Annotated in this window: 24 protein-coding genes; 13 read left to right on the forward strand and 11 right to left on the reverse strand. The window is 55.5% G+C overall.

The window, feature by feature from the left end:
• Window positions 1-59: 59 nt before the first annotated feature.
• Window positions 60-1,328 (reverse strand): nitrate/nitrite transporter, encoded by a 1,269-nt coding sequence (locus NLK58_RS09015; RefSeq protein WP_117618192.1) that lies wholly within the window; start codon window positions 1,326-1,328, stop codon window positions 60-62.
• 181 nt (window positions 1,329-1,509) lie between these two features.
• Here NLK58_RS09015 and NLK58_RS09020 point away from each other — a divergent pair, with 181 nt between their 5' ends.
• From NLK58_RS09020 to NLK58_RS09055, 9 genes are all read left to right on the forward strand, one after another.
• Window positions 1,510-3,369, forward strand: coding sequence for a histidine kinase (locus tag NLK58_RS09020; protein WP_341582563.1), 1,860 nt, complete (start codon window positions 1,510-1,512; stop codon window positions 3,367-3,369).
• Between the two features lie 17 nt (window positions 3,370-3,386).
• Window positions 3,387-4,043, forward strand: coding sequence for a two-component system response regulator NarL (narL, locus tag NLK58_RS09025; protein ID WP_117618194.1), 657 nt, complete (start codon window positions 3,387-3,389; stop codon window positions 4,041-4,043).
• 151 nt (window positions 4,044-4,194) lie between these two features.
• Window positions 4,195-4,692, forward strand: coding sequence for an SCP2 domain-containing protein (locus tag NLK58_RS09030; RefSeq protein WP_117620328.1), 498 nt, complete (start codon window positions 4,195-4,197; stop codon window positions 4,690-4,692).
• A 241-nt stretch (window positions 4,693-4,933) separates the two neighbouring features.
• Entirely contained in the window at window positions 4,934-5,008 is a 75-nt protein-coding gene (pqqA, locus tag NLK58_RS20610) for a pyrroloquinoline quinone precursor peptide PqqA (protein WP_099617646.1), read from the forward strand.
• Between the two features lie 137 nt (window positions 5,009-5,145).
• Window positions 5,146-5,382, forward strand: a complete 237-nt coding sequence (gene pqqD, locus NLK58_RS09035; RefSeq protein WP_117620329.1) for a pyrroloquinoline quinone biosynthesis peptide chaperone PqqD — start codon at window positions 5,146-5,148, stop codon at window positions 5,380-5,382.
• The gene (pqqE, locus tag NLK58_RS09040; RefSeq protein ID WP_341582564.1) at window positions 5,351-6,484 is read left to right on the forward strand and encodes a pyrroloquinoline quinone biosynthesis protein PqqE; all 1,134 of its coding nucleotides are present in this window, start codon (window positions 5,351-5,353) and stop codon (window positions 6,482-6,484) included. The genes pqqD and pqqE overlap by 32 nt, the downstream gene beginning before the upstream one ends.
• 105 nt (window positions 6,485-6,589) lie before the next feature.
• Window positions 6,590-7,096, forward strand: a complete 507-nt coding sequence (locus NLK58_RS09045; RefSeq protein ID WP_341582566.1) for a urate hydroxylase PuuD — start codon at window positions 6,590-6,592, stop codon at window positions 7,094-7,096.
• Complete coding sequence (gene serC / locus NLK58_RS09050) at window positions 7,096-8,187, forward strand: 3-phosphoserine/phosphohydroxythreonine transaminase (RefSeq protein WP_341582567.1); 1,092 nt, start codon at window positions 7,096-7,098, stop codon at window positions 8,185-8,187. The genes NLK58_RS09045 and serC overlap by 1 nt, the downstream gene beginning before the upstream one ends.
• Window positions 8,180-9,049 (forward strand): hypothetical protein, encoded by an 870-nt coding sequence (locus NLK58_RS09055; RefSeq protein WP_341582569.1) that lies wholly within the window; start codon window positions 8,180-8,182, stop codon window positions 9,047-9,049. Before serC ends, NLK58_RS09055 begins: the two co-directional genes overlap by 8 nt.
• Here the strand turns inward: NLK58_RS09055 and selD are convergent.
• The 3 genes from selD to NLK58_RS09070 all read right to left on the reverse strand — a co-directional run bounded on the left by selD (window position 9,039) and on the right by NLK58_RS09070 (window position 12,370).
• Window positions 9,039-10,076: a selenide, water dikinase SelD gene (gene selD / locus NLK58_RS09060; RefSeq protein WP_341582570.1), complete on the reverse strand. Its 1,038-nt coding sequence runs from the start codon at window positions 10,074-10,076 to the stop codon at window positions 9,039-9,041. The two genes, NLK58_RS09055 and selD, sit on opposite strands and share 11 nt — an antisense overlap.
• Window positions 10,077-10,101: 25 nt before the next feature.
• Complete coding sequence (locus tag NLK58_RS09065; protein WP_341582788.1) at window positions 10,102-12,102, reverse strand: EAL domain-containing protein; 2,001 nt, start codon at window positions 12,100-12,102, stop codon at window positions 10,102-10,104.
• A gap of 133 nt (window positions 12,103-12,235) precedes the next feature.
• On the reverse strand, window positions 12,236-12,370 hold the full coding sequence (locus tag NLK58_RS09070; RefSeq protein WP_341582572.1) for a hypothetical protein: 135 nt from the start codon (window positions 12,368-12,370) through the stop codon (window positions 12,236-12,238).
• Window positions 12,371-12,733: 363 nt separating this feature from the next.
• Here NLK58_RS09070 and NLK58_RS09075 point away from each other — a divergent pair, with 363 nt between their 5' ends.
• Both NLK58_RS09075 and NLK58_RS09080 read left to right on the forward strand, forming a co-directional pair.
• The gene (locus tag NLK58_RS09075; protein ID WP_227539488.1) at window positions 12,734-13,498 is read left to right on the forward strand and encodes a cytochrome c oxidase subunit 3 family protein; all 765 of its coding nucleotides are present in this window, start codon (window positions 12,734-12,736) and stop codon (window positions 13,496-13,498) included.
• A 24-nt stretch (window positions 13,499-13,522) separates the two neighbouring features.
• A complete protein-coding gene (locus tag NLK58_RS09080) occupies window positions 13,523-13,783 on the forward strand; it encodes a cytochrome C oxidase subunit IV family protein (protein WP_117618201.1) in 261 nt (86 codons plus the stop codon).
• Here NLK58_RS09080 and NLK58_RS09085 read toward each other — a convergent pair.
• The 6 genes from NLK58_RS09085 to NLK58_RS09110 all read right to left on the reverse strand — a co-directional run bounded on the left by NLK58_RS09085 (window position 13,767) and on the right by NLK58_RS09110 (window position 19,287).
• Window positions 13,767-14,075 carry a cytochrome C oxidase subunit IV family protein gene (locus tag NLK58_RS09085; protein WP_117618202.1) on the reverse strand — a complete coding sequence of 103 codons (309 nt, stop codon included), beginning with the start codon at window positions 14,073-14,075 and terminating at the stop codon, window positions 13,767-13,769. The two genes, NLK58_RS09080 and NLK58_RS09085, sit on opposite strands and share 17 nt — an antisense overlap.
• A gap of 4 nt (window positions 14,076-14,079) precedes the next feature.
• Window positions 14,080-14,685 carry a cytochrome c oxidase subunit 3 family protein gene (locus tag NLK58_RS09090; protein ID WP_117618203.1) on the reverse strand — a complete coding sequence of 202 codons (606 nt, stop codon included), beginning with the start codon at window positions 14,683-14,685 and terminating at the stop codon, window positions 14,080-14,082.
• Window positions 14,686-14,696: 11 nt separating this feature from the next.
• Window positions 14,697-15,473, reverse strand: a complete 777-nt coding sequence (locus NLK58_RS09095; RefSeq protein WP_117618204.1) for a CbbQ/NirQ/NorQ/GpvN family protein — start codon at window positions 15,471-15,473, stop codon at window positions 14,697-14,699.
• Window positions 15,474-15,486: 13 nt separating this feature from the next.
• Window positions 15,487-17,316, reverse strand: a complete 1,830-nt coding sequence (locus NLK58_RS09100; protein WP_341582576.1) for a nitric oxide reductase activation protein NorD — start codon at window positions 17,314-17,316, stop codon at window positions 15,487-15,489.
• 96 nt (window positions 17,317-17,412) lie between these two features.
• Window positions 17,413-18,825 (reverse strand): cbb3-type cytochrome c oxidase subunit I, encoded by a 1,413-nt coding sequence (locus tag NLK58_RS09105; RefSeq protein ID WP_341582789.1) that lies wholly within the window; start codon window positions 18,823-18,825, stop codon window positions 17,413-17,415.
• A gap of 15 nt (window positions 18,826-18,840) precedes the next feature.
• Window positions 18,841-19,287, reverse strand: a complete 447-nt coding sequence (locus NLK58_RS09110) for a cytochrome c (RefSeq protein ID WP_341582578.1) — start codon at window positions 19,285-19,287, stop codon at window positions 18,841-18,843.
• 373 nt (window positions 19,288-19,660) lie between these two features.
• Between NLK58_RS09110 and hemN the strand changes: the two genes are divergently transcribed.
• On the forward strand, window positions 19,661-21,040 hold the full coding sequence (gene hemN, locus NLK58_RS09115; protein WP_341582580.1) for an oxygen-independent coproporphyrinogen III oxidase: 1,380 nt from the start codon (window positions 19,661-19,663) through the stop codon (window positions 21,038-21,040).
• Window positions 21,041-21,056: 16 nt separating this feature from the next.
• On the opposite strand, the gene norR is transcribed toward hemN, so the two are convergent.
• On the reverse strand, window positions 21,057-22,634 hold the full coding sequence (gene norR / locus NLK58_RS09120; protein ID WP_341582582.1) for a nitric oxide reductase transcriptional regulator NorR: 1,578 nt from the start codon (window positions 22,632-22,634) through the stop codon (window positions 21,057-21,059).
• 113 nt (window positions 22,635-22,747) lie between these two features.
• Between norR and NLK58_RS09125 the strand changes: the two genes are divergently transcribed.
• Entirely contained in the window at window positions 22,748-23,419 is a 672-nt protein-coding gene (locus NLK58_RS09125) for a hemerythrin domain-containing protein (protein WP_117618210.1), read from the forward strand.
• Window positions 23,420-23,425: the final 6 nt, after the last annotated feature.

A 23,425-nucleotide genomic window follows, 5' to 3' on the forward strand; every position in this document is an offset into this window, starting at 1 on the left:
GCAAAATCTGCGTGGTTACTACCACATAACCCGCCTCTACCACCCTGGTGGTAGGTGGTTTATATCCCCCGGTGGAGAAAGCTCTCACGCTCGTGCCGGCGGCTCTCACGGGCAAACAGGAACAGGCAGCCGGCAAGCAGGAGGAAGAGAATCATGAAAACGGCGCTGCGAATGCCCAGCCAGTGGTTAACACCACTGAATATCACCAGCAGGCCAAAGGCCACGGAGTAGGCGCTCACCAGCAACAAACCGGCAACAAATGCCGCCACCGTGCGATTTTCAACAATAACCAGCCTCTGCAGGCTGCCCATGGTGCAACCCATGGCCAGCCCCAGGGTTACCACAAACACGCCCTCGACCCGCATGGGCAGAGCGAATTTCACCAGGATTGTGGCGTCGACGCCCTGGATAAACAGCGTCATGGGTGGGTACGACAGCACAAACAATGCGATGAGACAGACCACCAGCGCCCGGCTGACAACCCTGGCGCTGCCGAACCGGTCTGATAACCCGCCCCCGGCAATCTGGGCCAGGGCACCCGGAATAACGAACCACTGTGCCAGCCGTGCGCCAGAGTCCACCGGCAGCTCAAACTGGCCAGACAGGTAGTCCGGCAACCAGAGAGCCAGCGCAAAGAAGCTGCCAGCCACAATGCCAAAGTAGCCACACAGTTGTCCGGCCCGCTTTCGCCTCATTCTTTGCAACAATACCCTGACAGATGTTTCAGCGGCGGAGTCCGCCGCCGCATCTTCCGGATCGGTCAGCATGATCAGCAGCGCAAGAACCAGGACAAGCACGACAAGATAAGCCAGTGGAACCGCGTGCCAGGAAAAAGCCTCATGGACCAGCGGCACCAGATAGTAATTGAAGCCGGCACCGATAACGCCTGCGCCGAACACACCCAGCACCAGGCCGAGGCGCGAGGACTCGCAATGGCGCGTCACGAACTGCAACCCGGCACTGTAATAGCCCCCGGCCAGCCCAAGCCCACCAGCGGCGATGAGGTAACCCGGGAAGGTATCGGTGATCAGAAGTATCGCCATGCAGGCGGCCAGCCCGGACAGGCAGATCAACATGATCCGGCGGGCGCCGAATTTCTGCGCTGCCAGCCCGGCAGGAATGGCCAACGCGGCACTGACCGCCATAGGCATTGCCAGCAAGAAGCCGAACTGGAGATTGCCGAGGTTCAGCTCTGAGCGCAGGTGCACGCCAGCTACCGCAAACAGGGTCCAGCTTCCGGCAGCAATGACAAAGCCTGCCACCGCCAAGGGCAGCACGACGGCCAGTGACGCCAGCCGGTCATCTGCTCGATCCGCCTCTGACTCCATTAATGTCACTCTGTGAAACAAACCTGACTTTCAGTTTCATCCTTTGATCCCTGGAGGGTCAAAGATTATGATGGGTTACCAACTATTGGGGTAATTGACTATCCTCAAGGAGGTATGAGGGACCACAAAGCCCGGGCATAATCCGCCCCGGCGTGCCAGACGCACCGATGCGCGAGATCTCATGAAATCCAGAAGCCCACTTGTTAACCGAATTGCCCTTGTCGTCGGCGCCGTGGTGCTGACCGCGCTGGTGAGCATGGCCACCACACTTGCCGTGTCCAAGAGCATTGAGGGCAATGCCACTGCCATTAACCTGGCCGGCGCCCTTCGCATGGGGGCTTTCCAGTTGCTCGCCCGAAGCGCCGGCCCGGTAACGGCGGAATCCGGACCGGGCTCAATGGGGCAGATGCTTGACCGTTACCGGGAAAAACTGGCCGACACAGGTATCACCAGGACCATTCCGGGGGCCCGGGACCACCCTCTGGCCAGCCAGTACCAGGCTATTCTGGATTCGTGGGAAGAGGTGCTGCGGCCCGCGCTGAACGATCACCCCCAGGGCACCCCGGTAACGGGTGTCATGCTGACTGCAACCGAAAAGTACGTTGACGATGTGGATCGGCTGGTGAGCATGCTGGAACAGCGCACCGAAGCCCGGATCGATCTGTTGCATCTGATCCAGATCATCAGCCTGGCCTTTTCCGTCCTGATTATTGTCGCGCTGTTTATCGATCTCAAGAACCGCATTCTCCGGCCACTTCGCAAACTGGTCAGTGTAGCCATCGCCGTGGGCGACCAGGATTTCTCCAGGAAGACCAATATGAGGGGCTCCGATGAACTCGCCCAGCTCGGGCAGGCATTTGACCAGATGACCAGCGAGCTGGCGCTGACCTACTACGAACTGGAAGAAAGAGCCCGCCTGAAAACCGAGGAACTGGAAAAAAGCCACGCGGCACTGCAGTTGCTCCACTCAGCAAGCCGGGACCTGTTTGCCAACCACGATTTATGCCATGGCTCCATCCCCATGCTACAGGAGCTGGAACAGCTTCTCGGCATCGGGCCCATCCGCCTGTACCTCCATGACAGGGAATCCTCGGAGCCGGTGGAGGCTGTCACCACGGCCAGCCAGGAGCGGCCCTTCTATTGCAACGACCACCATTGCAACGCCTGCCTGGTCACGCCTGAGGTGTATGACGAACTTCCCCTGGAAAACAACGACGGGCGCCGGCTGCTGCTGCCGATACGCACCCCCGGCCAGCTGCTTGGCACCCTGGAAGTCTGGTACCCCGCCGACGAAGGCCTCTCGAAAACCGCCCGCCGGCTTCTGGAAACCCTCAGCGACCAACTGGCCACCGCCATTTTCCTGGAGCGGCAGATTACCGAGGAACAGCAACAGACCCTGGCTGAGGAGCGCACCGTGATCGCCCGGGAACTGCACGATTCCCTGGCCCAGTCACTCTCCTACCTGAAAATGCAGGTTGCCCGGCTGAGGCGCCTCAACATCGACGGCGAGCAGCAATCGGTTCACGAAGCCATTCTGGATGAACTCAGCACCGGCCTGAACAGCGCCTACCGCCAGCTGCGGGAGTTGCTGGCCACCTTCCGACTGAAGCTGGACACGCCGGACCTGGCCACGGCACTGCGAAAGACCGTCGAGGAATTTTCGGTGCGGCTGGGCAAGCCGGTGGAGTTGCAATACAACCTGCCACCCCAGACCCTGTCACCGAACGAGGAAATCCACACCCTGCAGATTGTCCGGGAAAGCCTGGCCAATGCGGTCAAACACGCAGATGCCACCGACATCAGCGTCGATGTGCTGTTCGAATCCCCCCAGGTCCGGGTACAAATCCGGGACAATGGCAAGGGCTTGCCCGGCGGCGACCAGCCGGTCAATCACTATGGACTGATCATCATGCAGGACCGCGCCAGAACCCTGGGTGGCCAGGTCAAGGTACAAAACCGGGATGAAGGCGGCGTGGAAGTCACGCTATTATTTGTGCCCAAAAGCCGGAACCTGATTCCCACAGAAGCTTCAAACGCCTGATTACAAGAGAGAACCCGATGTCTGAATCACCCGCTAGTATTCTGCTGATCGACGACCACCCCCTTCTTCGCCAGGGCATCAAACAGCTCATCGAAATGGAAGACGACATGGTCGTTGCCGGAGAGGCCAGCAATGCCGCCGACGGCATTCGACTGGCCACTGAACTGGAGCCGGACCTGATTCTGATGGACCTGAACATGCCGGAAATGGACGGCATTGAAGCCCTGAAAAAACTGCGTGAGCAGAACATCAGTTCCCGTATTGTGATGTTTACCGTCTCGGACCAGGAAGACGACGTGGTGGCGGCACTGCGGGCCGGCGCGGACGGCTACCTTCTCAAGGACATGGAGCCTGAAGACATGATCGCCCAGCTTCACCAGGCGGCCGTCGGCAAGATGGTTATCAGTGACCGCCTGACTACGCTGTTAGCCGAGGCCCTGCGCTCCAACAAACCCCAACAGGCATCGCGCCCGGATTTCGACAGCCTGACCCCCCGGGAAAAGGACATTCTCCGCCTGATCGCCGAAGGCCTGTCCAACAAGATGATCGGTCGCAAGCTGGACATCAGTGATGGTACCGTCAAGGTCCATGTGAAGCACCTGCTGAAAAAACTGAACCTGCGCTCACGGGTGGAAGTTGCCGTGTGGGCGGTAGAGGAAGGCCTGCACCGCTGAGGGGCATTCCACCGGGGTCAGATGAAAATGGGGTCAGATGAAAGTTCATCTGACCCCATTTTCATCTGATCCCAGGCACTTCTGAGTTATATCAAAGTCCCGGCTCCGGTTTTCATCTACCCTGCTCCAGTCACCAAACATGGAGCTGATCATGCTGCTGCCCAGGTTGCCATCATTCCCCTCACACTTGCCACTGCTTGACCAGACCCTGACAGTACTCCGGGAATACCTGCCCTCCCCCGCGCCGGTGCTTGGCGCTATTGATCGCGGAATCCCGGTGCCCCTCAAACAGTTGGCGGCCGAGGCGCCCCTCAATCGGCTGTTTGCTCAAGCGATCAATGACGGAGAATTTGAAGACTTCGAAGGCCATCGTATCCGGCTGGAAGTGAGCGGCGGGCAACCGGGCATCACCATTGGCTTCTGGGCCGGCCGTCTGCGAGTGATCGATGGTCCGGGCGAGGCGACGATCCGGGGCTCATTAGCCGCCTTCAAAACCCTGGCGGAGCGTCGGCAAGATCCTGACCAGCTGTTTTTCCAGCGACGCCTGATAATCGAAGGAGACACCGAGCTTGGGCTGGCGCTAAAAAACCTGCTGGATAGTCTGGAGTGGAATTTCACCATCCGTCGGTTTCTGTTCAGTCAACAATAGCCCTGCAATGCCACCGCCCTCTCTTGATAACAATCAATAATAATACACCTATAACAACTGGCCGAACTAACGCTTTCCGGGCTCGCCTGGCTGTTTCGCCAGGAAGCCGGATAATTAATACCAAAGCGCCAGGTAATTAGGCCAAAGGTACCATTTATCCATCTGTTTCGTGGAGCCTAAAGTGAATGCAGCCAGAAAAACCACTGGCCATAAACATTCATTACATATACTGGAGATTGCCATGAAGTGGACCGACCCGGATTTCAAAGACCTGAGATTGGGCTTTGAAGTAACAGCCTACGTTTACGTTCGCTAACTGTCCCACTCTGTTCCCGTAAGTAATCTCTGCTGCGGGAACAGCTTCCGAATGTGCACCATTTCATCAGTGAGGCACCCGTGGCTGATTCAAACAATCACAACAGCCGGTCCAGATTCCGCATCGCCCCGGTATTCATGTTCCGGTGGGAAGAGTCCCAGCAAGCCTACGTTCTGATGTACCCCGAAGGCATCGTCAAGCTGAACACCACGGCCGGCGAAATCCTGACCCGCTGTAACGGAACGAACACAGTCGACGACATTGTTCATCAACTGTCCAAACTGTTCTCCGAACAACCTGAATTCATCGAACCCCGCGTTCACCAGTTTCTGGAGGTGTGCCATGGCAAAGGCTGGATCCAACCTCAATCTTGATGGCCAGGGCAACCCCGTGTGGCTGCTTCTGGAACTGACCTACAAGTGCCCTCTCAAATGCGCATTTTGCAGCAACCCGACCGATCTCGATGACCATCAGGATGAGCTGACCACCGCCGAATGGAAAACCGTGATTCAGGATGCCCGCAAGATGGGAGCCATGCAGATTGGTTTCTCCGGTGGCGAACCCACTCTCCGCAAGGATCTGGAAGAGCTGGTGGCGGAAGCCAACGAACTGGGGTATTACACCAATCTGATTACATCCGGCATCGGCCTTACCCGCAAGCGGCTGGAAAACCTGAAAAAAGCCGGTCTGCGCCATATCCAGCTCGGTTTCCAGTCGAGCGATCCACAAACGGCCCATTGGCTTGCGGGTGTCGACTGCTACGAAAAGAAAGTCAACATGGCCCGGGAGATCAAAGCCCTTGGTTTTCCGATGGTTCTTAACATGCCGATATCCAGCCTTAACATCCACCAGGTACCGGACATCATCGATCTGGCCGCCGACATCGGCGTTGAATATCTGGAACTGGCTAACGTGCAGTATTACAACTGGGCCCTGGTGAACCGGGACCAACTGATGCCCACCCGAGAAGCGCTGGAGACAGCAGAGGCCCAGGTTGCCGAAGCCCGCAAGCAGCTCGGCGACAAAATGACCATTTTCTTTGTTATACCGGACTACTACGAAGGCCGCCCCAAAGCATGCATGAATGGCTGGGGCAGTATTCACCTGACCATCGCACCGGACGGTGTGGTACTGCCCTGTTCACAAGCGCGCTCCTTGCCCGGCCTCGACTTTCCCGGTGTTCGCGATCATGACCTCAACTGGATCTGGCACGAGTCCGAGAGTTTCAACCTGTACCGGGGGGACAATTGGATGAAAGAGCCCTGTCACAGTTGCTCGGAAAGAGAGCTGGATTTCGGTGGTTGTCGCTGCCAGGCCATGCTGCTGACCGGCGATGCCGCCAACGCAGACCCAGCCTGCAGCAAATCACCCCATCATCACATCGTCCAGGAAGCCGTAACCAGAGCACTTGCAACAAAGCAGGACCACAAAAAGCTTATTGCCCGCGATGTGGGCTGGGTACCAACGAAGGTGTGATATGAAGTTACCTCACGATTCATTCGCGGGAACAGTCGCCACGGGAATTGCCCTGACCGTTGTGCTTTATCTGGTAACGGGTGCCTATATTCAGGCGGGATTATCATGACCTGGACATTGATGGATATCGCCCTGCGCTGGCTCCACATCGTGTTTGCGTTGATCTGGGTTGGCCATAACTACGCCAATGTGGTCAAGACCCCAAGGTTCATTCCCTTACGCATTGATCCTGATGAGGGGGGCGCACGATCATCCGATCTGACCCGACGCATGCACCAGGAACACGGCACTTTCCGGTACGCGTCCCTGGTAGTTCTGGCCTCAGGCGCCCTCATGCTCTGGAATCGCGACATTCTTGCTGAGGTACTGATGCTTCAGGGCCACCATGCGGTTATTGGAGTCGGCGCCTGGATCGGTATCATCATGGTGCTGAACCTCTGGTTCGTACTCTGGCCCCATCAGAAGAAAGTACTGGGTTTTGTACCGGCACCGGCCACAGAGCGGATCCACTGTTCACGAATCACATTTCTATCATCCCGAACCAACACCATCCTCTCTTTCCCGCTGATTTTCTTTATGGCTGCCGGAAGTCACGGGCTGGCGCTGTTCTGATGAGCCGCAAGGAAGGCGTCTATAACTTTGCCGCAGGGCCGGCCGCCTTGCCGCCAGAGGTGCTGGCGCGGGCCCAGGCAAGCCTGGCCGATTGGCAGGGGCTGGGCTACTCATTACTGGAAGCGCCATTCACCAGCGATGAATTCAAAGCCCTGTTGGACACCACCCGGCTCCAGGTAAGGGCGGCCCTGGCAGTGCCAGACCGCTATCAGGTGGTTTTTCTGCAAGGCGGCGCATCGGCGCAATTCTCACTGGTTCCGTTGAACCTGTTGCCGCCAACGGCCATGGCCGGCTATGTGGAAACTGGCCATTGGTCGGCAAGGGCACTTGAGGAGGGACGCCGGTATGGCCGAAGCCACGTAGTTGCCAGCACCCGAGGCAGTGGTTTTGACCGTGTGCCTGCCGTTTCTGAATGGGCGCTGAATGAAAGTATCCACTATTGCCACATAACCCCCAACGAGACCGCAAATGGTGTCCAGTTCCCCGGAGACCCGGATTGTGGCGATATCCCTCTGATCGCGGATATGACCTCCGAGTTCCTGTCGCGCCCTGTCGATATCGAACGTTACGGCATGATTTACGCGGGAACCCAGAAAAACCTGGGCCCCACCGGCCTGGTTATTGCCATTATACGGGAGGATCTGCTGGGACAGGCACGACCGGAAACCCCGACTGTGTTCAATTATCAGTTACTGATTGATCGCCAGAATCGCATCAATACGCCCCTGATGTTCGCCATTTACCTGGTTCACCTGATGCTCGACTGGATTGAGGAGCAAGGCGGGGTCGAGACTCTTCATTCCCACAATATTGCCCAGAGCCAGACAATTTATCGCATCATTGACGAAGACGACTTCTTTTACTGCCCGGTAATACCAGAGCACCGTTCCATCATGAACGTGTGTTTTGGCACACGTGATGAAAACCAGCAGCAGCGGTTTCTTGGCGAGGCTGACGCAATGGGGCTGGCGAACCTGGCGGGGCACAGTCACGCCGGAGGACTTCGAGCCAGCCTCTACAATGCCCAGCCGGATGCCGCAGTCGCAGCTCTGGCCTCTTTCATGACCCATTTCCGCCAGCGCCATGGCTAACCTGCTTGCCAGACCGACCATTACCCGGGAGCAGGCCTTCCTGAGGGCCTGCAACCAGGCCAGCAATCTCCCGCTTGCATCGGAGCGCCTGAGGGAGGGCGCCACTGCCATTAACTGCATGGGGTTGTCATTTCCCAATCGCCTGGGGATTGCCGCGGGTTTTGATCGATGTGGAAAACTGGGTCGAAGTGCCGGCAACCTGGGATTTGGCGCTATTGAGCTGGGCAGCTGGACCCAGGAAAACTGGCCCCGAAGCCTACCCGCCCAGCACTCTGAAGCAATACTCAATACCCGGCTGGGGATTCGGCTGGCGGCAACCGCCCCTGTATCACCGGAGCAGGAAACCGCGCAACTCCTTCATCTGATAGAGAGCGCCTGGTTTACGGCGGACTACCTGACCATAGCTCCTGACTGGCTTCAGCAGGCAGTTCCCTTCCGGCAGCTTCACCGCAATCTGCTCCGATTGCGGGAGGCTCTGCAGACACTGGAAAGTCAAACCCGAAAATTCTGCCCCGTTGTTTACAAGCTCCGGGTAAAGCCGGGGAATGAAGAGGCCTGCAACCTCATTCCCTACCTCGCTTGCCAGGAAGTCGATGGCATCCTGATCAGCTTCGACTTCGGAAAACCAGTCACCGATGCCCATTACCGCCAATGGCGGGACCCTGAACTTCAGGCGAGCACCTGCCGGACCATTGAAGCCTGCCAGCATCATCTCAACGGAAGTTCCGCTCTGCTGACCAATGGCGGCGTGTGTTCGCGCCAAAACTATCTGGACCGGCTCAGTGCCGGTGCCGATCTGGTGCAACTGCACAACGCGCTTGTGTTCGAAGGGCCTGACATTGGCTGGAAATTCAGTCAATAACCCGAACCAGCGACTCCCCCGAGCCACGCTCATGCACCTGGCCGAACGGATGGAGCGCCAGCCCGTGTTCCCTCGCCGTTTTCTCAAAACCGACCCGGCCCCGTTCGGCGACACAGACCAGCAGGCCGCCACTGGTCTGGGGATCGAACAACAACGTCTTGTCCAGTTCTGTCAGGCCCCCAAAGGCATCGCCCAACGATGCAGCATTCCGATGGGTGCCACCGGGAATACAGTCCGAATCAATATAGCGTGCGAGGTTCGGTATCTGCGGCACTGAATTTCGGTTAATGGTAGCGCCAACACCACTGCCACGGCAGACCTCCAGCAAGTGGCCAGCAAGACCAAAACCGGTAACATCCGTCATGGCATGTACCTCGTCCACGGAAGCGAAGACCTCACCCACTTTATTAAGGGTACACATGGTTTCGACGGCGACCGCCAGATCGGCTTCGTCAATCCGATGCTTTTTCAGCGCGCTGGTCAAAATTCCCACGCCAAGTGGCTTGGTAAGGTACAGCAGGTCGCCGGGCCGGGCGCTATCGTTACGCACAACACGATGCACCGGCACCTGACCGGTAACGGCCAGCCCGAAGATCGGTTCCGGCGAATCAATGCTGTGCCCCCCGGCCAGTGCGATTCCAGCGTCCGCACATACCGCCTGCCCACCTTCGATTACCCGGGCGGCGATCTCCGGCGCCAACTGGTTTACCGGCCAGCCCAGTATCGCGATTGCCATCAATGGCTTTCCGCCCATGGCATAGACATCACTGATGGCGTTTGCAGCCGCAATCCGGCCAAAATCATAGGCATCGTCTACCACGGGCATAAAGAAATCCGTGGTACTGATAATCCCCAGGCCATTACCGACATCCAAGACGGCAGCATCATCCCGGCTGGCATTGCCGACCAGAAGTCGCGGGTCGTGATAATCGGGGGTCGTAGCGTGAAGAATGCGGTCCAGGACATCCGGAGCAATTTTACAGCCGCAGCCGGCTCCGTGACTGAATTCGGTAAGTCGCGTTGACAAAACAGGGTCCTTTTGTGGCTGTTTTCTATTGAGATAGCGTCAGGCTTTCGGCCCATTGCGGAAAAGGCTTCCAGCCGGCAAGCCAGTCCGCCAGTTTTTCCCGGGCCAGTGGTGGTGATATTGCGTAGCCCTGGGCAAATTCACAGCCCAGGCTTAGCAGTATTTCACCCTGTTCTATGGTTTCCACGCCCTCTGCAATCAATTCTCTACCAAAAACCCGGGATAATCCGATGATCCCTCTCAAAATCGAATAATTCTCCTCAGTATCGTTCACACCACTGACGAATTCGCGGTCTATCTTGAGGGCATGGACGGGCAACTGCTTGAGATAAGAAAGCGATGAATATCCGGTACCAAAGTCATCCAGTGAAAAAGTGACACCCAGTCGCCTGCAATCGTCAATAATACTCACAACTTTATCAAGCTCACCCAGAGTCGCCGATTCCAGTATTTCCAGGTCAAGGCGAGCGGGATCCAGATCGGGAAACCTTCCCAGAATATCCCGGAGCCTCTCAGCGAACCCCGGTGCCTGCAACTGGATTGCTGCCACATTCACACTGATGTTCATGTGAATTCCCCGACTGTCCCACATACTCATCTGCGTCAATGCTTCAAATAAAACCCACTCGCCTATCTCGACCATCAAAGGATGGTGTTCAATCGCGGGCAAAAAACCGTCAGGGGATAGAAAACCGATATCTGGATGCTGCCAGCGAATAAGCGCCTCAACCCCTTTCACCTCGCCGGTCCTCAGGCTTACTTTTGGCTGATATAAAAGCCTGAACTGCCCGTATTCAAGCCCCTTCCTGATGTCCGACAGAAGCCGCTGGCGGGACCGGTCCGCTTTCTTTTCCCCGACATCCAGGAACAGCCAGTTTCCTTTGAGCTCCTGCTTGGCGCGGAAAAGCGTCTGGTCTGCCTGGCGCAGAAGTATGTCGGCATCTTCATCGACATGTCCAAGCTCATTATCAGGAAACACTACAATTCCTGCAGTAAACGACACCAACGCCGAGCCGCCTCCCAGATCGAAGGGCTGGCGAGCAGTCAGTTGCAGAGCACGGAGCCTGATTTCCACCTGACTGGCATCCGGAAGAAGCAGGGCAAACTCATCCCCACCGATCCGGGCGAGAGCGGCATCGGGAGGTAGTGCATCCAGCCAGCGCCGGGCAAGTAATCCCAGCATACGGTCGGCCGTTTCTTCCCCGAAACGCGCGTTAATCTCTTGAAAGTTGTCCAGGTCCATGGAAACCAGCGCCGCGGAATCATTTTTCAGATCGCCACGGTCAAGCAGCTCCCGAATAAACCGGGTAATACCATTACGGTTCCACAAACCGGTAAGGGGGTCTGCGTAAGCCAGGAATTCCACCTGTTTCTGATGATCACTTGCCTGGTCCTCCAGAGCCCGGTTCAACCGCTCACTCTGCAGTCGCTGCAACTCATCCTCAGCTTTGTGTCTGGCCATTTTTTCCCGCATCAGTTGAATGGTGCTGGCAGAGAGTTTCCCGTAAATCTCCAGCAATGCGGTTACAAGAACGGATACGGAACCATTAAGTTCAGAATCAACCCGCTCTCGGGCCTCCTCCAAAGGCTTGCCTGCCTTCATGGCTTTTATAGTCAGGGCCATGCGCCGGTCTGATTCAAGGATGTGAAAGGCAAGCCAGCGAGTCAGATAATCAAACAGCTCGGCCAGGACATCTTCTTGTGGCGCTTTGCTTTGCCGGAGCATCTGGATCCGGGCAAAAAACATCTGGTGTGAGTCGTGGTGATTCCGGGCCATCTCCGTCCCGCCAAGAGTTTTCTCCCAGACGCCCTCCTCATATCTGAAATGGTAGGAGGCATAGGCAAGAAGCTCATCAAGCAGGTGTAAACCATCCAGAACCGAACTGCCTGAGGCAAAATGCCACGCCAGACGATTCAGAATACTCACCAGCACCCGGTGCTGCTCATCAATGTCCTCCAGGCCCGTCTCGAAGTTACGGTTCCAGGGAAAGATCTCGAAGACATCCGTCTCGCTCTGCCAGGGCATTGTCACCTTTAACGCGCTCCCGATTGCAAAAGTAGGGCAACAGCTGACAGTTTAGTTCAAAACAATGCCCCGGGCTTTGCTGTATATCAGAAGGGCAACTATTACCGGGCCGACGCTGGCCACCATTAACGGCTCAGATCAGCCCCAATTCCAGACGAGCTTCCTCATCGAGGCTGTCGTAGCTCCAGGGTGGATCAAAAACAATGTCTATCTTGCTGTCTTCGACGTAAAGAACCAACTCTTTCATGCACTGGGAAAATGAGAACAACTCTTGTCACCTGGGTTCCGACTTCTCGACCCTTCTCTGCGTTTTTCACGTCCCCGCTTTAGTTGGTTGGATTTACACTCATTACTTATAAGATCCAGCCACCTCAAGTGCTGATCCCAGACCCCGTCTTTAATATGCTCCGGTTTTTTGCAAACCATCGTTATTTCCTCACCCGAATGGACCGTTGCTTTGCCTGGAAATGTTCGTTGTGAGATCTCCAGCAAACATTAAGGCAAATATTAAGCCAGATCGGAAAACTACTGGGATTACAACCTTCGGCTTTTAAAACCGAGGCAATAAGGACACAAAAACCGCTCCGTCCTGGCGAACAGTGTCGCGATGACATCAGTTACCAGGAAAACCGTGTCCAAAGAACAACGGCACCGGCATGAGAAACGAAAACTCTTGTTTTTTTGGCTAATTAACAACAACTTAATCAGTGGCACACAAAATGCTTATACATCTGCGAGAAAAGCCCTTTTGGTTTGTAACACTGAAATATTTGAGGTCCTTAGCCGGGTTGTCAAAATGGTACACGAGCACTTACTGACGAATGTCACCAGAGAGCCGGTCAGCGAAGAACTGCCGGGCGATTTTGCGATGTGGTTATTTATCCTCATGGAATTAACCGTATTTGCTATCTTCTTCATCAGTTTCGCGACCATGCAAAACCTTTATCCCGCCATGTTCGGGACTGGGAAATCCTCGCTTCATCCAGTGGCTGGCCTGATATGTACACTGGCACTGATTACCAGCAGCTATTTTGTCGCTCTGGCGGGAATCCGGTTGCGGCAGGGAAATGAATCCCGCTGTAGCCTGTTTCTGGCGGCGGCGCTAATGGCAGCAACGTTCTATCTGATCACAAAATTCTCGGAGTACTCGCAACTGATCCAGGCCGGATACGATCTGTCGACCAATACGTTCTACACACTCTATTTTTTCATAACGTTTTTCCACCTGATGCACGTTGTCCTGGGTATGGTAATTCTGGGTTACATGCTCCACCGCACCCGTCAGGGCGCTTATGCAACGGGGGAACATTCAGGTTTCGAATCCGGAGCCTCATATTGGCACATGGTTGACCTGGTCTGGATCATACTTTTCCCCATCATTTACGTAATCCACTAGAGTTGAATTCATCGGAGTGGCTGAATGAGTGCACTGACTATCAAGGCAACCAATTCCTGGCTGATCCTCATCTCCCTGACACTTCTATCGCTGGCCGTCTCCGAATGGGTAGAGAACCCGGCCATGATGATCCTGTTCGTCGTTTTGGCCGTGATCATCAAGGGTCGGAGTATTGTCGACATTTTTATGGGTCTGAATACCGCACCAGTTGTCTGGCGCCGGCTCCTGCTCAGCTATGTCATAGTGGTTCCCGCAATCATCGGTGCAGTTATTGTGTGGCTGTGAATTGCAGGTAGCCCACGAAAATTCCGACCAGTGATGTCATGACAAAGAAATAACCCGTTATAATCCAGCGAGTGAGCGGCGCAGCGTGCCGCAGGCCCATAAAGTCCCGTATGATCCAACGTCCCTTAAGAAGAACAATCAGGCAGATGAAAAAGGTTGCCATGACAGAAGGGGGGCCGGACTCGCCAACCAAAACACTAAGTAGCGTCAGTCCGACCAGTCCCAGCCATACCAGATTTGTCCTGTCCAACTTCTTCCTTCCTGCGTCGTAGTTCTGTGGTGTTTGCAGCATGAACTTATCTCAGGACGTAGATTAAGGGAAAAATGAGAATCCAGACCAGATCAATCATGTGCCAGTAGCTGGCGGCCCCTTCCAGGCCGTCGTGAGAGTCGACGGTATAATGACCCAGGGCGGCCAATACAGCGGTGCCGAGGATGGTACAGGTGCCGATGACAACATGAAGGAAGTGATTGAACATCAGATAGTAATAAGTAGCGAAAAAATAGTTGGTACGGGCTGTGATGCCTCTTGCTTCATTCCACTGGTATTCCCATGCCTTGACCAGACAATAGGTCACGCCGGCACCGACCGTGCAAAGTAACCAAATCACGGTCTGGCGTTGTGCGCCCCGTTTGATTGCCTGAACCGCCCGGGCAACACAAAAGCTGCTCGTGAGCAACACAAGGGTATTAAGAAAGCCAGCCAGGGTGTTCAGCTGTATGGGGCCTTCACGGAATTCCTCTGGAAAGTAAAACTTGGCAACCAGAAATGCGAGAAAGAAAAAAGCGAATTCCGTCAGCTCCGCATAAATGAAAATCCATACGGCGATACTTCCCGGCGTGTGGCTCTTTGTCCGGGCAACATCAGGGCCGGTTGATCTGAAAAGCTCAAATGTCGTCATTCTGCCAACCGTCAAAAGTGTGCGTCGACCAACCTCAGCAGCGGTTGCTGAGTTGTCGGTTCATCCGTCAGTGGCTCGATCAAGCAATACAGGCAGGCCTTTCGGGCGGGACAGCCACTTTTGAGCATCTTTCCGGCGTAGATCAGTAAGCGGGTTGAGACAGCTGCCGTGAGATCGATATCAGTCAGCCGGCGAATATCCGTCGCCAGTTTTACGAGTTGCCCGGCAGTGGCCTCATCAATACCTGCTTCATGGGCAATGATCGAAGCTTCAACCGAGGGCTCCGGATAATCAAAACTCATGGCAACAAACCGTTGCCGGGTGCTGGGTTTCAGGCCCTTGACCATATTCTGGTAAGAAGGGTTGTAGGAGACCACTAGCATAAAGTCGTCATGAGCGGTCAGGGTTTCGCCGGTGCGTTCAAGGTGAACGGTTCGCCGGTGGTCCGACAGCGAATGCAAAGCAACCGTTGTATCCTTGCGAGCCTCGATAATTTCATCGAGATAACAGATCCCGCCCTCACGAGCAGCCCGGGTTAGCGGGCCGTCCTGCCAATAGGTTCCCTCGGGGCCAATGAGGTGTCGCCCCAACAGATCCGCAGCGGTCAGATCATCGTGACAGGAGACGGTATAAAGAGGGCGTTCCAGCTGTTCTGCCATATGTTCAACAAAGCGTGTCTTGCCGCAACCTGTCGGGCCTTTGATCAGCACTGGCAAACGATGCTGAACCGCATATTGAAATATTTCACATTCATCATTCTGAACCTGGTAATAACTATGGCTATTCATGACCACCTCAAAATCAGTGCGTTGATACGTTCAGGTAAATCCGGGGCAATACTTTCGGGAGCTGGGTGGGATCATTGACTACGGCAAAACCATCGCGGCCAAATAGGTAGGGCAGGTAATCATTGCCCTGCTCATCCACCGTAACGCAGTAGGGTGTTATCCCCAGTTGTTGGGCTTCAATAATCGCCTGTCGGGTGTCTTCAATCCCGTAACGCCCTTCGTATTGATCCAGGTCGTTGGGCTTGCCGTCACTGACCAACAACAGGACACGGTGAGCCTGGGGCTGCATCTCCAGGATCCGGGTGGACTGCCGGATTGCGGCCCCCATACGGGTATAGAAACCTGGTTTGATTCGGGCAATACGGCCACGGACCCGATCACTGTACGGCTCACCAAAGTTCTTCATTAGCTGATAGCGGACATGACTGTTGCGCACGGAGGAGAAGCCATAGATAGCGAACTCATCCCGTGTCTGGTTCAGGCCTTCGGCCAGCACCATCAGACTGTCGCGGATTACATCAATCACCTGGCAGTCGTCATTGACGTAACCTTCGGTCGACAGGGACAGGTCCGCCAGGATCAGGCAGCAGAAATCACGATGGGTCTGGCGCTGATCGAGAAAAAAATTCTGTCTGGCGGTATCCCTGAGCGGTCTGCTGAAGTCATCAAGCCAGGCATCAAGGTCGAGGTCCTGGCCGTCCGGCTGGCCCCGAAGCCGGGTGCGCCGTAGTCCCAGCAGGGAAAACTTCTGCTTGACCTCCTCACTGGTCTGCCGGAGATGTGCCGGTAACATGACCGGCTCTGCTTCATCCGCCAGAAGCGGTTGCAAGAGGCAGGCATCGAGCCGTAAACGCCCTTGTTTGTAGTGCCACTCCGGTAAGCGGATTCCCGGTCCCAGGCACAGTTCGTCGTTTTCCGCTGCTGGCAGATCCAGATCAAACTTCACCTTTGCCGCATTGGCTTTGCGCTGGCGTGAAACCGTAATCAGGTCGATGTCATTGGCGATCTGCTCGAAATCATCATCGCTGTCATCATCCTGACAGCGATCAAGATTGATCTGTTCGGTCCAGCTCATGAGGCTGTCGGGCAGAAACACCAGCAAGCCATCCGTTTCATGCTCATCATCGATTCGCTGCGCCTGTTTGCGTTGCTGCAGGGTTTGTTGTTCGGACGAGCGTTCTCCCGCTTCAGATTCCGGCCCGGATCCGGCCGTGCTGACCGGTACGCTGAACAGGGTCGGCGGTGTGGGGTACAACCATAGCCAGACTGGAAAGCAGTCAAATGCCGATGATGGCAGATCAGCCCGAAGCCCCGGATTTCGCAATGCTTGGGCAACCGCCAGTTCCTGGCGCCGGAGATCCTCGGGAAGATTCTCAATTGACGGTCTCAATGCCATCAGTTCGGCCACAAGCTCCTTATACTGCCTGTTGAGGCCGGGATAAGACGATGTCAATGCCAGGACGGCCTGCTGATTGTCCCGAAACCAGTCGCGTACCTGTGGCAAGTGGGCGGCCACCGCCACCAGCCAGTAATAGAGCGATGTATTGAGCCGGGCGGACGAAAATACCGCCAGTGACGACGGCAAACGCACACTGCGGTCATCCTGCCAAGGCAGTGCAAAACGCTGATGGCTGCCGGCGACACGCTGCATGCCTGTTCGCCTGAGCCGGACCTTTCGGGTATCGGCAGGCTCCAGGGTTTTGCCCGGTGCGCCGCCCAGCGCCCGATAGTAGAGCGTAAGCTCTGCCTGCAGATCCGCGAGATTGACCGATGCGCTGGTAAAATCAGAGGTCACCTGCCGGGTAACCCAGCGATCCCAGACCTTGCCGATAAATTCTTCCATAGTTGCTCCCCGGGTATGTGGGCCACCCCTCGCCCGAACCCGCCCAAAAAACCGGGTCGCAGGCAGAGGCAGCCAACCGTTTACCTGATTATGTCACTATGAAGTTTGCGGCAGGGCCGCCCCGGCCTCAGCGCGAGCGACTTCGCGGCCAACGAAAAAGCTGGCGAAGTAGGCGGCCAATCCCAAGGCGAACATGACACCGAAGCCAAGACGAACCCAATAAAATCCCATCAGTTCGCCTTGTGTGGCCATGAAGCTGAGTGCATCGCCTGACTCTGGTATCCGTTGCAGAGCGACCTGCCAGGCGCCGGCGACTGTCAGCGCCAGGGTAATACCAACCATGCTGATAGACATGGCCCAGAAGCCGAACTTCTCCACTTTCTGGGCAGCCAGCGGATTTCCCTGAGGGCGGCCCCGGAGGATTGGCATGGCATAGGAAATAATACACATCACGATCATCGCATAGGCACCAAAGAACGCCAGGTGGCCATGGGCTGCGGTTAACTGCGTACCGTGGGTGTAGTAGTTGACCGGAGCCAGAGTATGAAGGAAGCCCCAGACTCCAGCGCCAAGGAAGGCCATCACCGAGCAGCCCAGAGCCCAGGTTACGGCAACCTGGTTTTGGTGCGTGCGGCGACGCTCTTTGACCACCTTGAAAGCAAACAGCACCATCATGAAGAAAGGTACCGGCTCCAGTGCGGAGAATACCGAACCCATCCACAGCCAGTACTCGGGCGCGCCAATCCAGAAGTAGTGATGGCCCATCCCGATTAATCCGGAGATCAGGGCCATGGCGATGATCAGGTACAGCCACTTTTCAATGTATTCACGATCGACGCCGGTGACCTTGATCAGTACAAAGGCCAGAATCGCACCAAGGATCAATTCCCACACACCTTCCACCCAAAGGTGCACCACGAACCACCAGAAATACTTGTCGAGCGTCAGGTTGGCCGGGTTGTAAAACGAGAACAGGTAGAAAACCGCCAGCCCGACCAGACCGGTGATCAGAACCATGTTTATAACGGTCTTCCGTCCTTTAAGAATGGTCATTCCGATATTGAAGACAAAAGACAGGCAGACAATCACAATACCAATCTTGGTGATAGTGGGCTGTTCCAGGAATTCCCGGCCCATGGTTGGCCACAGATGATTCTTGGTGATTCTTGCCAGTTCCGCATAGGGGACGAGGAGGTATCCGAGCACTGTTACAACACTGGCCACAGCAAAAATCCAGAAGGTAATTCTGGCCAGCCTAGGGCTGAACAACTCGGTTTCAGACTCCTCTGGAACCAGGTAGTAACTGGCCCCCATGAACCCGAAGAGTATCCAGATGATCAAGAGGTTTACGTGGACCATCCGCGCGACATTAAAGGGGATGGCAGGGAATCCGATATCGCCATTGATATACTGGATGCCCATCAAAAGGCCAAAGGCAATTTGCGCGGCAAACAGTACCAGCGCAAAAATAAAATAGGGTTTTGCAACCTGTTGAGATGTGTACTTCATCATTGTCTTCCTGCCTCAACCTTCAACATTGGGTGGCCAGTCGTTGTCATCGACTCTGGACGTCCAGATCAGGAACTCCGCCAGTGCATCGACTTCTTCCTGAGTGAGATTGAACTGGGGCATTTTGCGCCGCCGGGGGTTATCCATTGGTTGAGCCGCAAGCCACGACTGCATGTACCCCTTGAAGGCCTCTTCATTCGCCATACCTCTGCGATCAAAGACGTTAGCCAACTCCGGCGCATAGTAAGCGCCCTCTCCCATCAGGCTGTGGCACCCGATACAATTGTTGGTTTCCCACAACTCCTTGCCATGGGCTACTTCCGGGGTAATGTTCTCACTGCGGCTTCGCTCCGGGAGTTGCCGTACGGTATCAACGGTCAAACCCAGGAGGAGCAACAGAAAGAAAAAGCTACCGCCGTAGTAAATGTTCCTGGCCATACTTTTGGTAAATTTCTCAGCCATAGCTGACTCCTGTTATGCATTGGTGGTTCAAACTGCAAACCGATTAGGCAATTGGCACGCCAAAGTTTTATCTTGTTGCTTTAACTGGTTTTTTCCGATGCATACGGGGAGTGTGTGGTACGAACGACAACGCTGAATTCAGGTCGTTTCGATAGCGAGTGTCACTTTGACAATGCATCGTCATGACACAGGGGTGTTGTCAAACTGCAGATTGGGTTGTGTCAGAGTGACACCGGGTATTCGGGCAATTCCCGCAAGCAGAAATCTTTTCATTAGAAAACAGTTGGTTGAAGAGCTGGCCCCGGAATTGCTGTTGTATTGCATCAGGCAACACAGGCAGCAGTCCAGACACCCGGGAAATGAGGAGTGCCCAATGACGGTCGAATTCAATGCGGATCTTCTGGTGAAATATGACACCTATGGCCCGCGCTATACCTCCTACCCGACTGCCGTGGAGTTTTCTGACAGTTTTGGAGATGCGGAGTACCGGCGTGAGCTTGAGCAAAGTAACCAGTTGCAGACACCCCTGTCCCTCTACTTTCACATTCCCTTCTGCAAATCCCTCTGTTTCTACTGCGCCTGCGCAAAGATAATTACCCACAAGCAAGAACGCAGTATTCCCTATCTTGAGCGCATTCATACCGAGATTGCCCGGCAGGCGGAGCTTGTCGATCCGAATCGGGAAGTCAGTCAGCTTCATTTCGGAGGCGGCACACCCACGTTTCTGCACGATGACCAACTCTCAGCGCTGCTATGGGAGATCAGCCGGAACTTCACCCTGGCGCCCCCCGAATCACGGGAGTTCTCCATAGAGATCGACCCACGGGCGGTGCGCAAGACCACGATCCCATTGCTGTATGAGCTGGGCTTCAATCGCATCAGTCTGGGTGTGCAGGATTTTGACCCCAAGGTTCAGAGTGCGGTGAACCGAATTCAGTCGGTCGAACAGACGTTCGCTGTAATCGATGCAGCGCGCGCAGCGGGCTACCGGTCAACCAATGTGGATTTGATCTACGGCTTGCCATACCAGACGGTTGAGAGCTTCAGTACGACCCTGGATACCATCCTGTCGAAACGGCCAGAGCGCCTGGCTATCTACAATTACGCGCACATGCCTGACAAGGTCAAAGCCCAGAAACTGATCAATGATGATGACCTTCCATCGCCCGAAACCAAGCTGGCCATTCTGGAGATGACCGTGGAGCGGCTCCAGGGGGCCGGTTACGTCTATCTTGGCATGGACCACTTTGCACTGCCTGACGACGAGCTGACCCTGGCCAAACACAACGGCCAGCTGCAAAGGAATTTCCAGGGCTATTCCACCTACGCAGACACGGATCTGATCGGAATTGGCATGACCTCCATCGGTAAAACGAATCACAGTTTCAGCCAGAACATGCGACAGGAGGACGATTATTTTGCGGCCATCGACAGTGGCTCTCTGGCTATCGCCCGAGGTTATCAGCTGTCTTTTGACGACCGGATCCGGCGTGATGTGATTCAGTCGTTGATGTGTCAGAACGAGGTGGTTTACGAGACAGTCAGCGCACGTTATGGCATCGATTTCTTCGATTATTTTTTCCGGGAGATGCGACAGCTTGCCGGGATGGCCATGGATAACCTCGTTATTATCAACGCTCACCGGGTCGCCGTCACACCGACCGGGCAATTACTGCTACGGAACATTGCCATGGTATTCGATGCATACCTCCACCCAACCGAAAGCAGGCATCAGTTTTCCAAGGTTATCTGATCCAAAAAGGGTTGCTTCAGGGGCTGCTGGTCAAGCTTTTGAGACCAAGCCGCTTGGCCATTCGGTGCAGGTTGCCCCGATCCATGCCCAGGGATTTTGCAGCCTGCGACCAGTTCTGGTTGTTTGCCGCCAACCGCTCGGAAATGAGATTTCTCTGGAAGTCCGCCAGTGCATCGTTCATGGCGGTATCCTCAGTTTTTTCCGGTTCCCGCGAGGCATCTGGCTCGATATCCGGGGTAGGCCGGAAAGTTATCGGTTGAACCTGGCCACCATCGATAAGGTCACAATGCCGGGCTTCCACAGTAGCTATGCCCCGCTGCTGCTCTGACCTCGCCCTGAGTGATGCCCGGCTGATGACATGCTCCAGTTCGCGGACGTTACCCGGCCAGGAATAGGCGGCCATCTGACTCAGTGCCTCCGGAGCGATACGGAGGCTCTTCAAACCGAGCTTGAGCCTCATTTTTTCGGCAAAGTAACCGGCCAGTAGCGGAATATCTCCATGACGGTCTCGCAGCGGCGGCACTTCCACCGGAAAAACACTGAGTCGATGGTAGAGGTCGCGGCGGAAATGACCGTTTTCGACATCCTCTTTCAGGTCCCGGTTGGTAGCCGCCAGAATGCGGACATCCACACGCCGGGTTTTATCCGCCCCCACCCTCTGAACCTCACCGTTTTGCAGGACCCTTAACATTTTGGCCTGCAGGAGCGGAGACAGCTCACCGATCTCATCAAGGAACAGGGTGCCGCCGTCTGCCAGCTCAAACTTACCGTCCCGATCCGAGGTGGCGCCAGTGAAGGAGCCCTTGGTGTGGCCAAAAAGCTCGCTTTCGGCAAGAGACTCCGGCAGTGCCGCGCAGTTGATATGAACCAGCGGCTGATCCGCCCGTGACGACAACAAGTGAATCGTCCGGGCTACCAGCTCTTTGCCAACGCCAGTCTCACCACCAATCAGGACAGACAAATCCGAGGCCGCTACCAGTTCGAGCTCTTTGTTGAGGTACTGCATTTCGGCGCTTTTACCAATGAGCTCCCCGCCATCCCGTTTCAGCGCCTCACTAACCAGTTCCTGCGCCAACAGGTTTTTATGTCTGGCCTGCTGCTCCAGCCATTCGATGAGCAGAGCCGAGCGCATGGCAGCCGCCGCCAGGGCAGAAAATGCAGACATGGTCTGGTCATCGACGCCATCGAACATGCCCGGCGTCAGGCCATCCAGTGTCAGAATGCCAAGCAGCTGTTGATCAACATAAAGGGCACAACCCATGCAAGCGTGAACTTCCAGGTTGCCTTCGTGCCCCAACACCAGCCCGTCATAGGGGTCAGGTAAATCGGAATCGGCGGGAAAGCGCACCGGTTGCTCCGATGCGATTATTTGCTGGAAGCGCGGGTGCTGGCGAGGATCAAACCGCCGCCCCAGAGTGTCGGTCGACAGACCGTCTATCGCTACCGGCACCAAGAGGTCATTTTCATACTTGAGTAGCACGGATGCATCACATGGCAGAACTCGGCGCACCGTACCCAGCAGCCGCTGGTAACGATCCTGCGCTGACAGGTCTTTTGTCAGATCGACAGCGATATCCAGTAATGCATCAATCATTTTCACCCTCCAAACTTATGCCCCTGTTGATGCGCCGAGAAAATGAGAACAATTCTTGACACTAATTAAAATGTATTCTATATATATCTTAAAGTAAGAGAGGAGGATCAGCAATGAACTATCAGGATATTCTAGGCAGCTGCAGTGAAACCACCGTCGGCCAGTTGGTCAGCCGGTGCCCCCAGACCCTGGACGTATTCCGAAAGTACGTGCCGGAAATTGAGGCCCACCGCCTGACAACCGTCGACATCGTCGCATCCATTGCCGATGTCGAGCCGAAGCGGTTGTGTCAGGAACTGTTTGATACGGTGATGGAAAAGTCACCGATTGAGGAGCTGGACACAGATGTGCTGCTGGAGCTCATATTACGGGGCTACGATGCCGGGCATATGGCGAAACTGCCAGAAATTCACCGGCTCGCCCGCAAGATCGAGGCAGTGCACAGGGCGAACCCTGACGTCCCAAAGGGCATCACACTGGCCATCAAAAAGCTGGAGCACACGCTCACCGACCACATTGAGCGGGAGAATGCCTACGTTCTGAAGCGGATGGAGCATGACCAGCCACCGAACCCGGACACGCCAATCGCTCAAATGAACGAAGAGCACTCCCTCATCAAACGGCAACTGGACAAGCTGCGTCAGATGACCCGGAACTACCGGGCTCCGGAGTCCGCCTGCCGGTCCTGGCAGCGGTTTTACCGGGAGTTGAAAGCGCTGGATTTCCGGTTGTCCGAGCAGATGTATCTGGAAAGAGAAGTGTTATTCCCGAGGTTTCAGTTCTGAGGGTAG

Origin of the sequence: Marinobacter metalliresistant (assembly GCF_038098645.1) — a bacterium.
GTDB classification, from domain to species: domain Bacteria; phylum Pseudomonadota; class Gammaproteobacteria; order Pseudomonadales; family Oleiphilaceae; genus Marinobacter; species Marinobacter metalliresistant.

What these genes read in the sequence shown, in the direction of transcription:
- narL (WP_117618194.1), top strand. Translation starts at nt 3,387, where the DNA reads ATGTCTGAATCACCCGCTAGTATTCTGCTGATCGACGACCACCCCCTT.
- NLK58_RS09020 (WP_341582563.1), top strand. Translation starts at nt 1,510, where the DNA reads ATGAAATCCAGAAGCCCACTTGTTAACCGAATTGCCCTTGTCGTCGGC.
- NLK58_RS09080 (WP_117618201.1), top strand. Translation starts at nt 13,523, where the DNA reads ATGAGTGCACTGACTATCAAGGCAACCAATTCCTGGCTGATCCTCATC.
- NLK58_RS09105 (WP_341582789.1), bottom strand. Translation starts at nt 18,825, where the DNA reads ATGAAGTACACATCTCAACAGGTTGCAAAACCCTATTTTATTTTTGCG.
- NLK58_RS09065 (WP_341582788.1), bottom strand. Translation starts at nt 12,102, where the DNA reads ATGCCCTGGCAGAGCGAGACGGATGTCTTCGAGATCTTTCCCTGGAAC.
- NLK58_RS09090 (WP_117618203.1), bottom strand. Translation starts at nt 14,685, where the DNA reads ATGACGACATTTGAGCTTTTCAGATCAACCGGCCCTGATGTTGCCCGG.
- NLK58_RS09045 (WP_341582566.1), top strand. Translation starts at nt 6,590, where the DNA reads ATGACCTGGACATTGATGGATATCGCCCTGCGCTGGCTCCACATCGTG.
- norR (WP_341582582.1), bottom strand. Translation starts at nt 22,634, where the DNA reads ATGATTGATGCATTACTGGATATCGCTGTCGATCTGACAAAAGACCTG.
- NLK58_RS09095 (WP_117618204.1), bottom strand. Translation starts at nt 15,473, where the DNA reads ATGAATAGCCATAGTTATTACCAGGTTCAGAATGATGAATGTGAAATA.
- hemN (WP_341582580.1), top strand. Translation starts at nt 19,661, where the DNA reads ATGACGGTCGAATTCAATGCGGATCTTCTGGTGAAATATGACACCTAT.
- NLK58_RS09055 (WP_341582569.1), top strand. Translation starts at nt 8,180, where the DNA reads ATGGCTAACCTGCTTGCCAGACCGACCATTACCCGGGAGCAGGCCTTC.
- serC (WP_341582567.1), top strand. Translation starts at nt 7,096, where the DNA reads ATGAGCCGCAAGGAAGGCGTCTATAACTTTGCCGCAGGGCCGGCCGCC.
- NLK58_RS09100 (WP_341582576.1), bottom strand. Translation starts at nt 17,316, where the DNA reads ATGGAAGAATTTATCGGCAAGGTCTGGGATCGCTGGGTTACCCGGCAG.
- NLK58_RS09110 (WP_341582578.1), bottom strand. Translation starts at nt 19,287, where the DNA reads ATGGCTGAGAAATTTACCAAAAGTATGGCCAGGAACATTTACTACGGC.
- NLK58_RS09085 (WP_117618202.1), bottom strand. Translation starts at nt 14,075, where the DNA reads ATGCTGCAAACACCACAGAACTACGACGCAGGAAGGAAGAAGTTGGAC.
- NLK58_RS09030 (WP_117620328.1), top strand. Translation starts at nt 4,195, where the DNA reads ATGCTGCTGCCCAGGTTGCCATCATTCCCCTCACACTTGCCACTGCTT.
- pqqE (WP_341582564.1), top strand. Translation starts at nt 5,351, where the DNA reads ATGGCAAAGGCTGGATCCAACCTCAATCTTGATGGCCAGGGCAACCCC.
- NLK58_RS09015 (WP_117618192.1), bottom strand. Translation starts at nt 1,328, where the DNA reads ATGGAGTCAGAGGCGGATCGAGCAGATGACCGGCTGGCGTCACTGGCC.
- NLK58_RS09125 (WP_117618210.1), top strand. Translation starts at nt 22,748, where the DNA reads ATGAACTATCAGGATATTCTAGGCAGCTGCAGTGAAACCACCGTCGGC.
- pqqD (WP_117620329.1), top strand. Translation starts at nt 5,146, where the DNA reads ATGTTCCGGTGGGAAGAGTCCCAGCAAGCCTACGTTCTGATGTACCCC.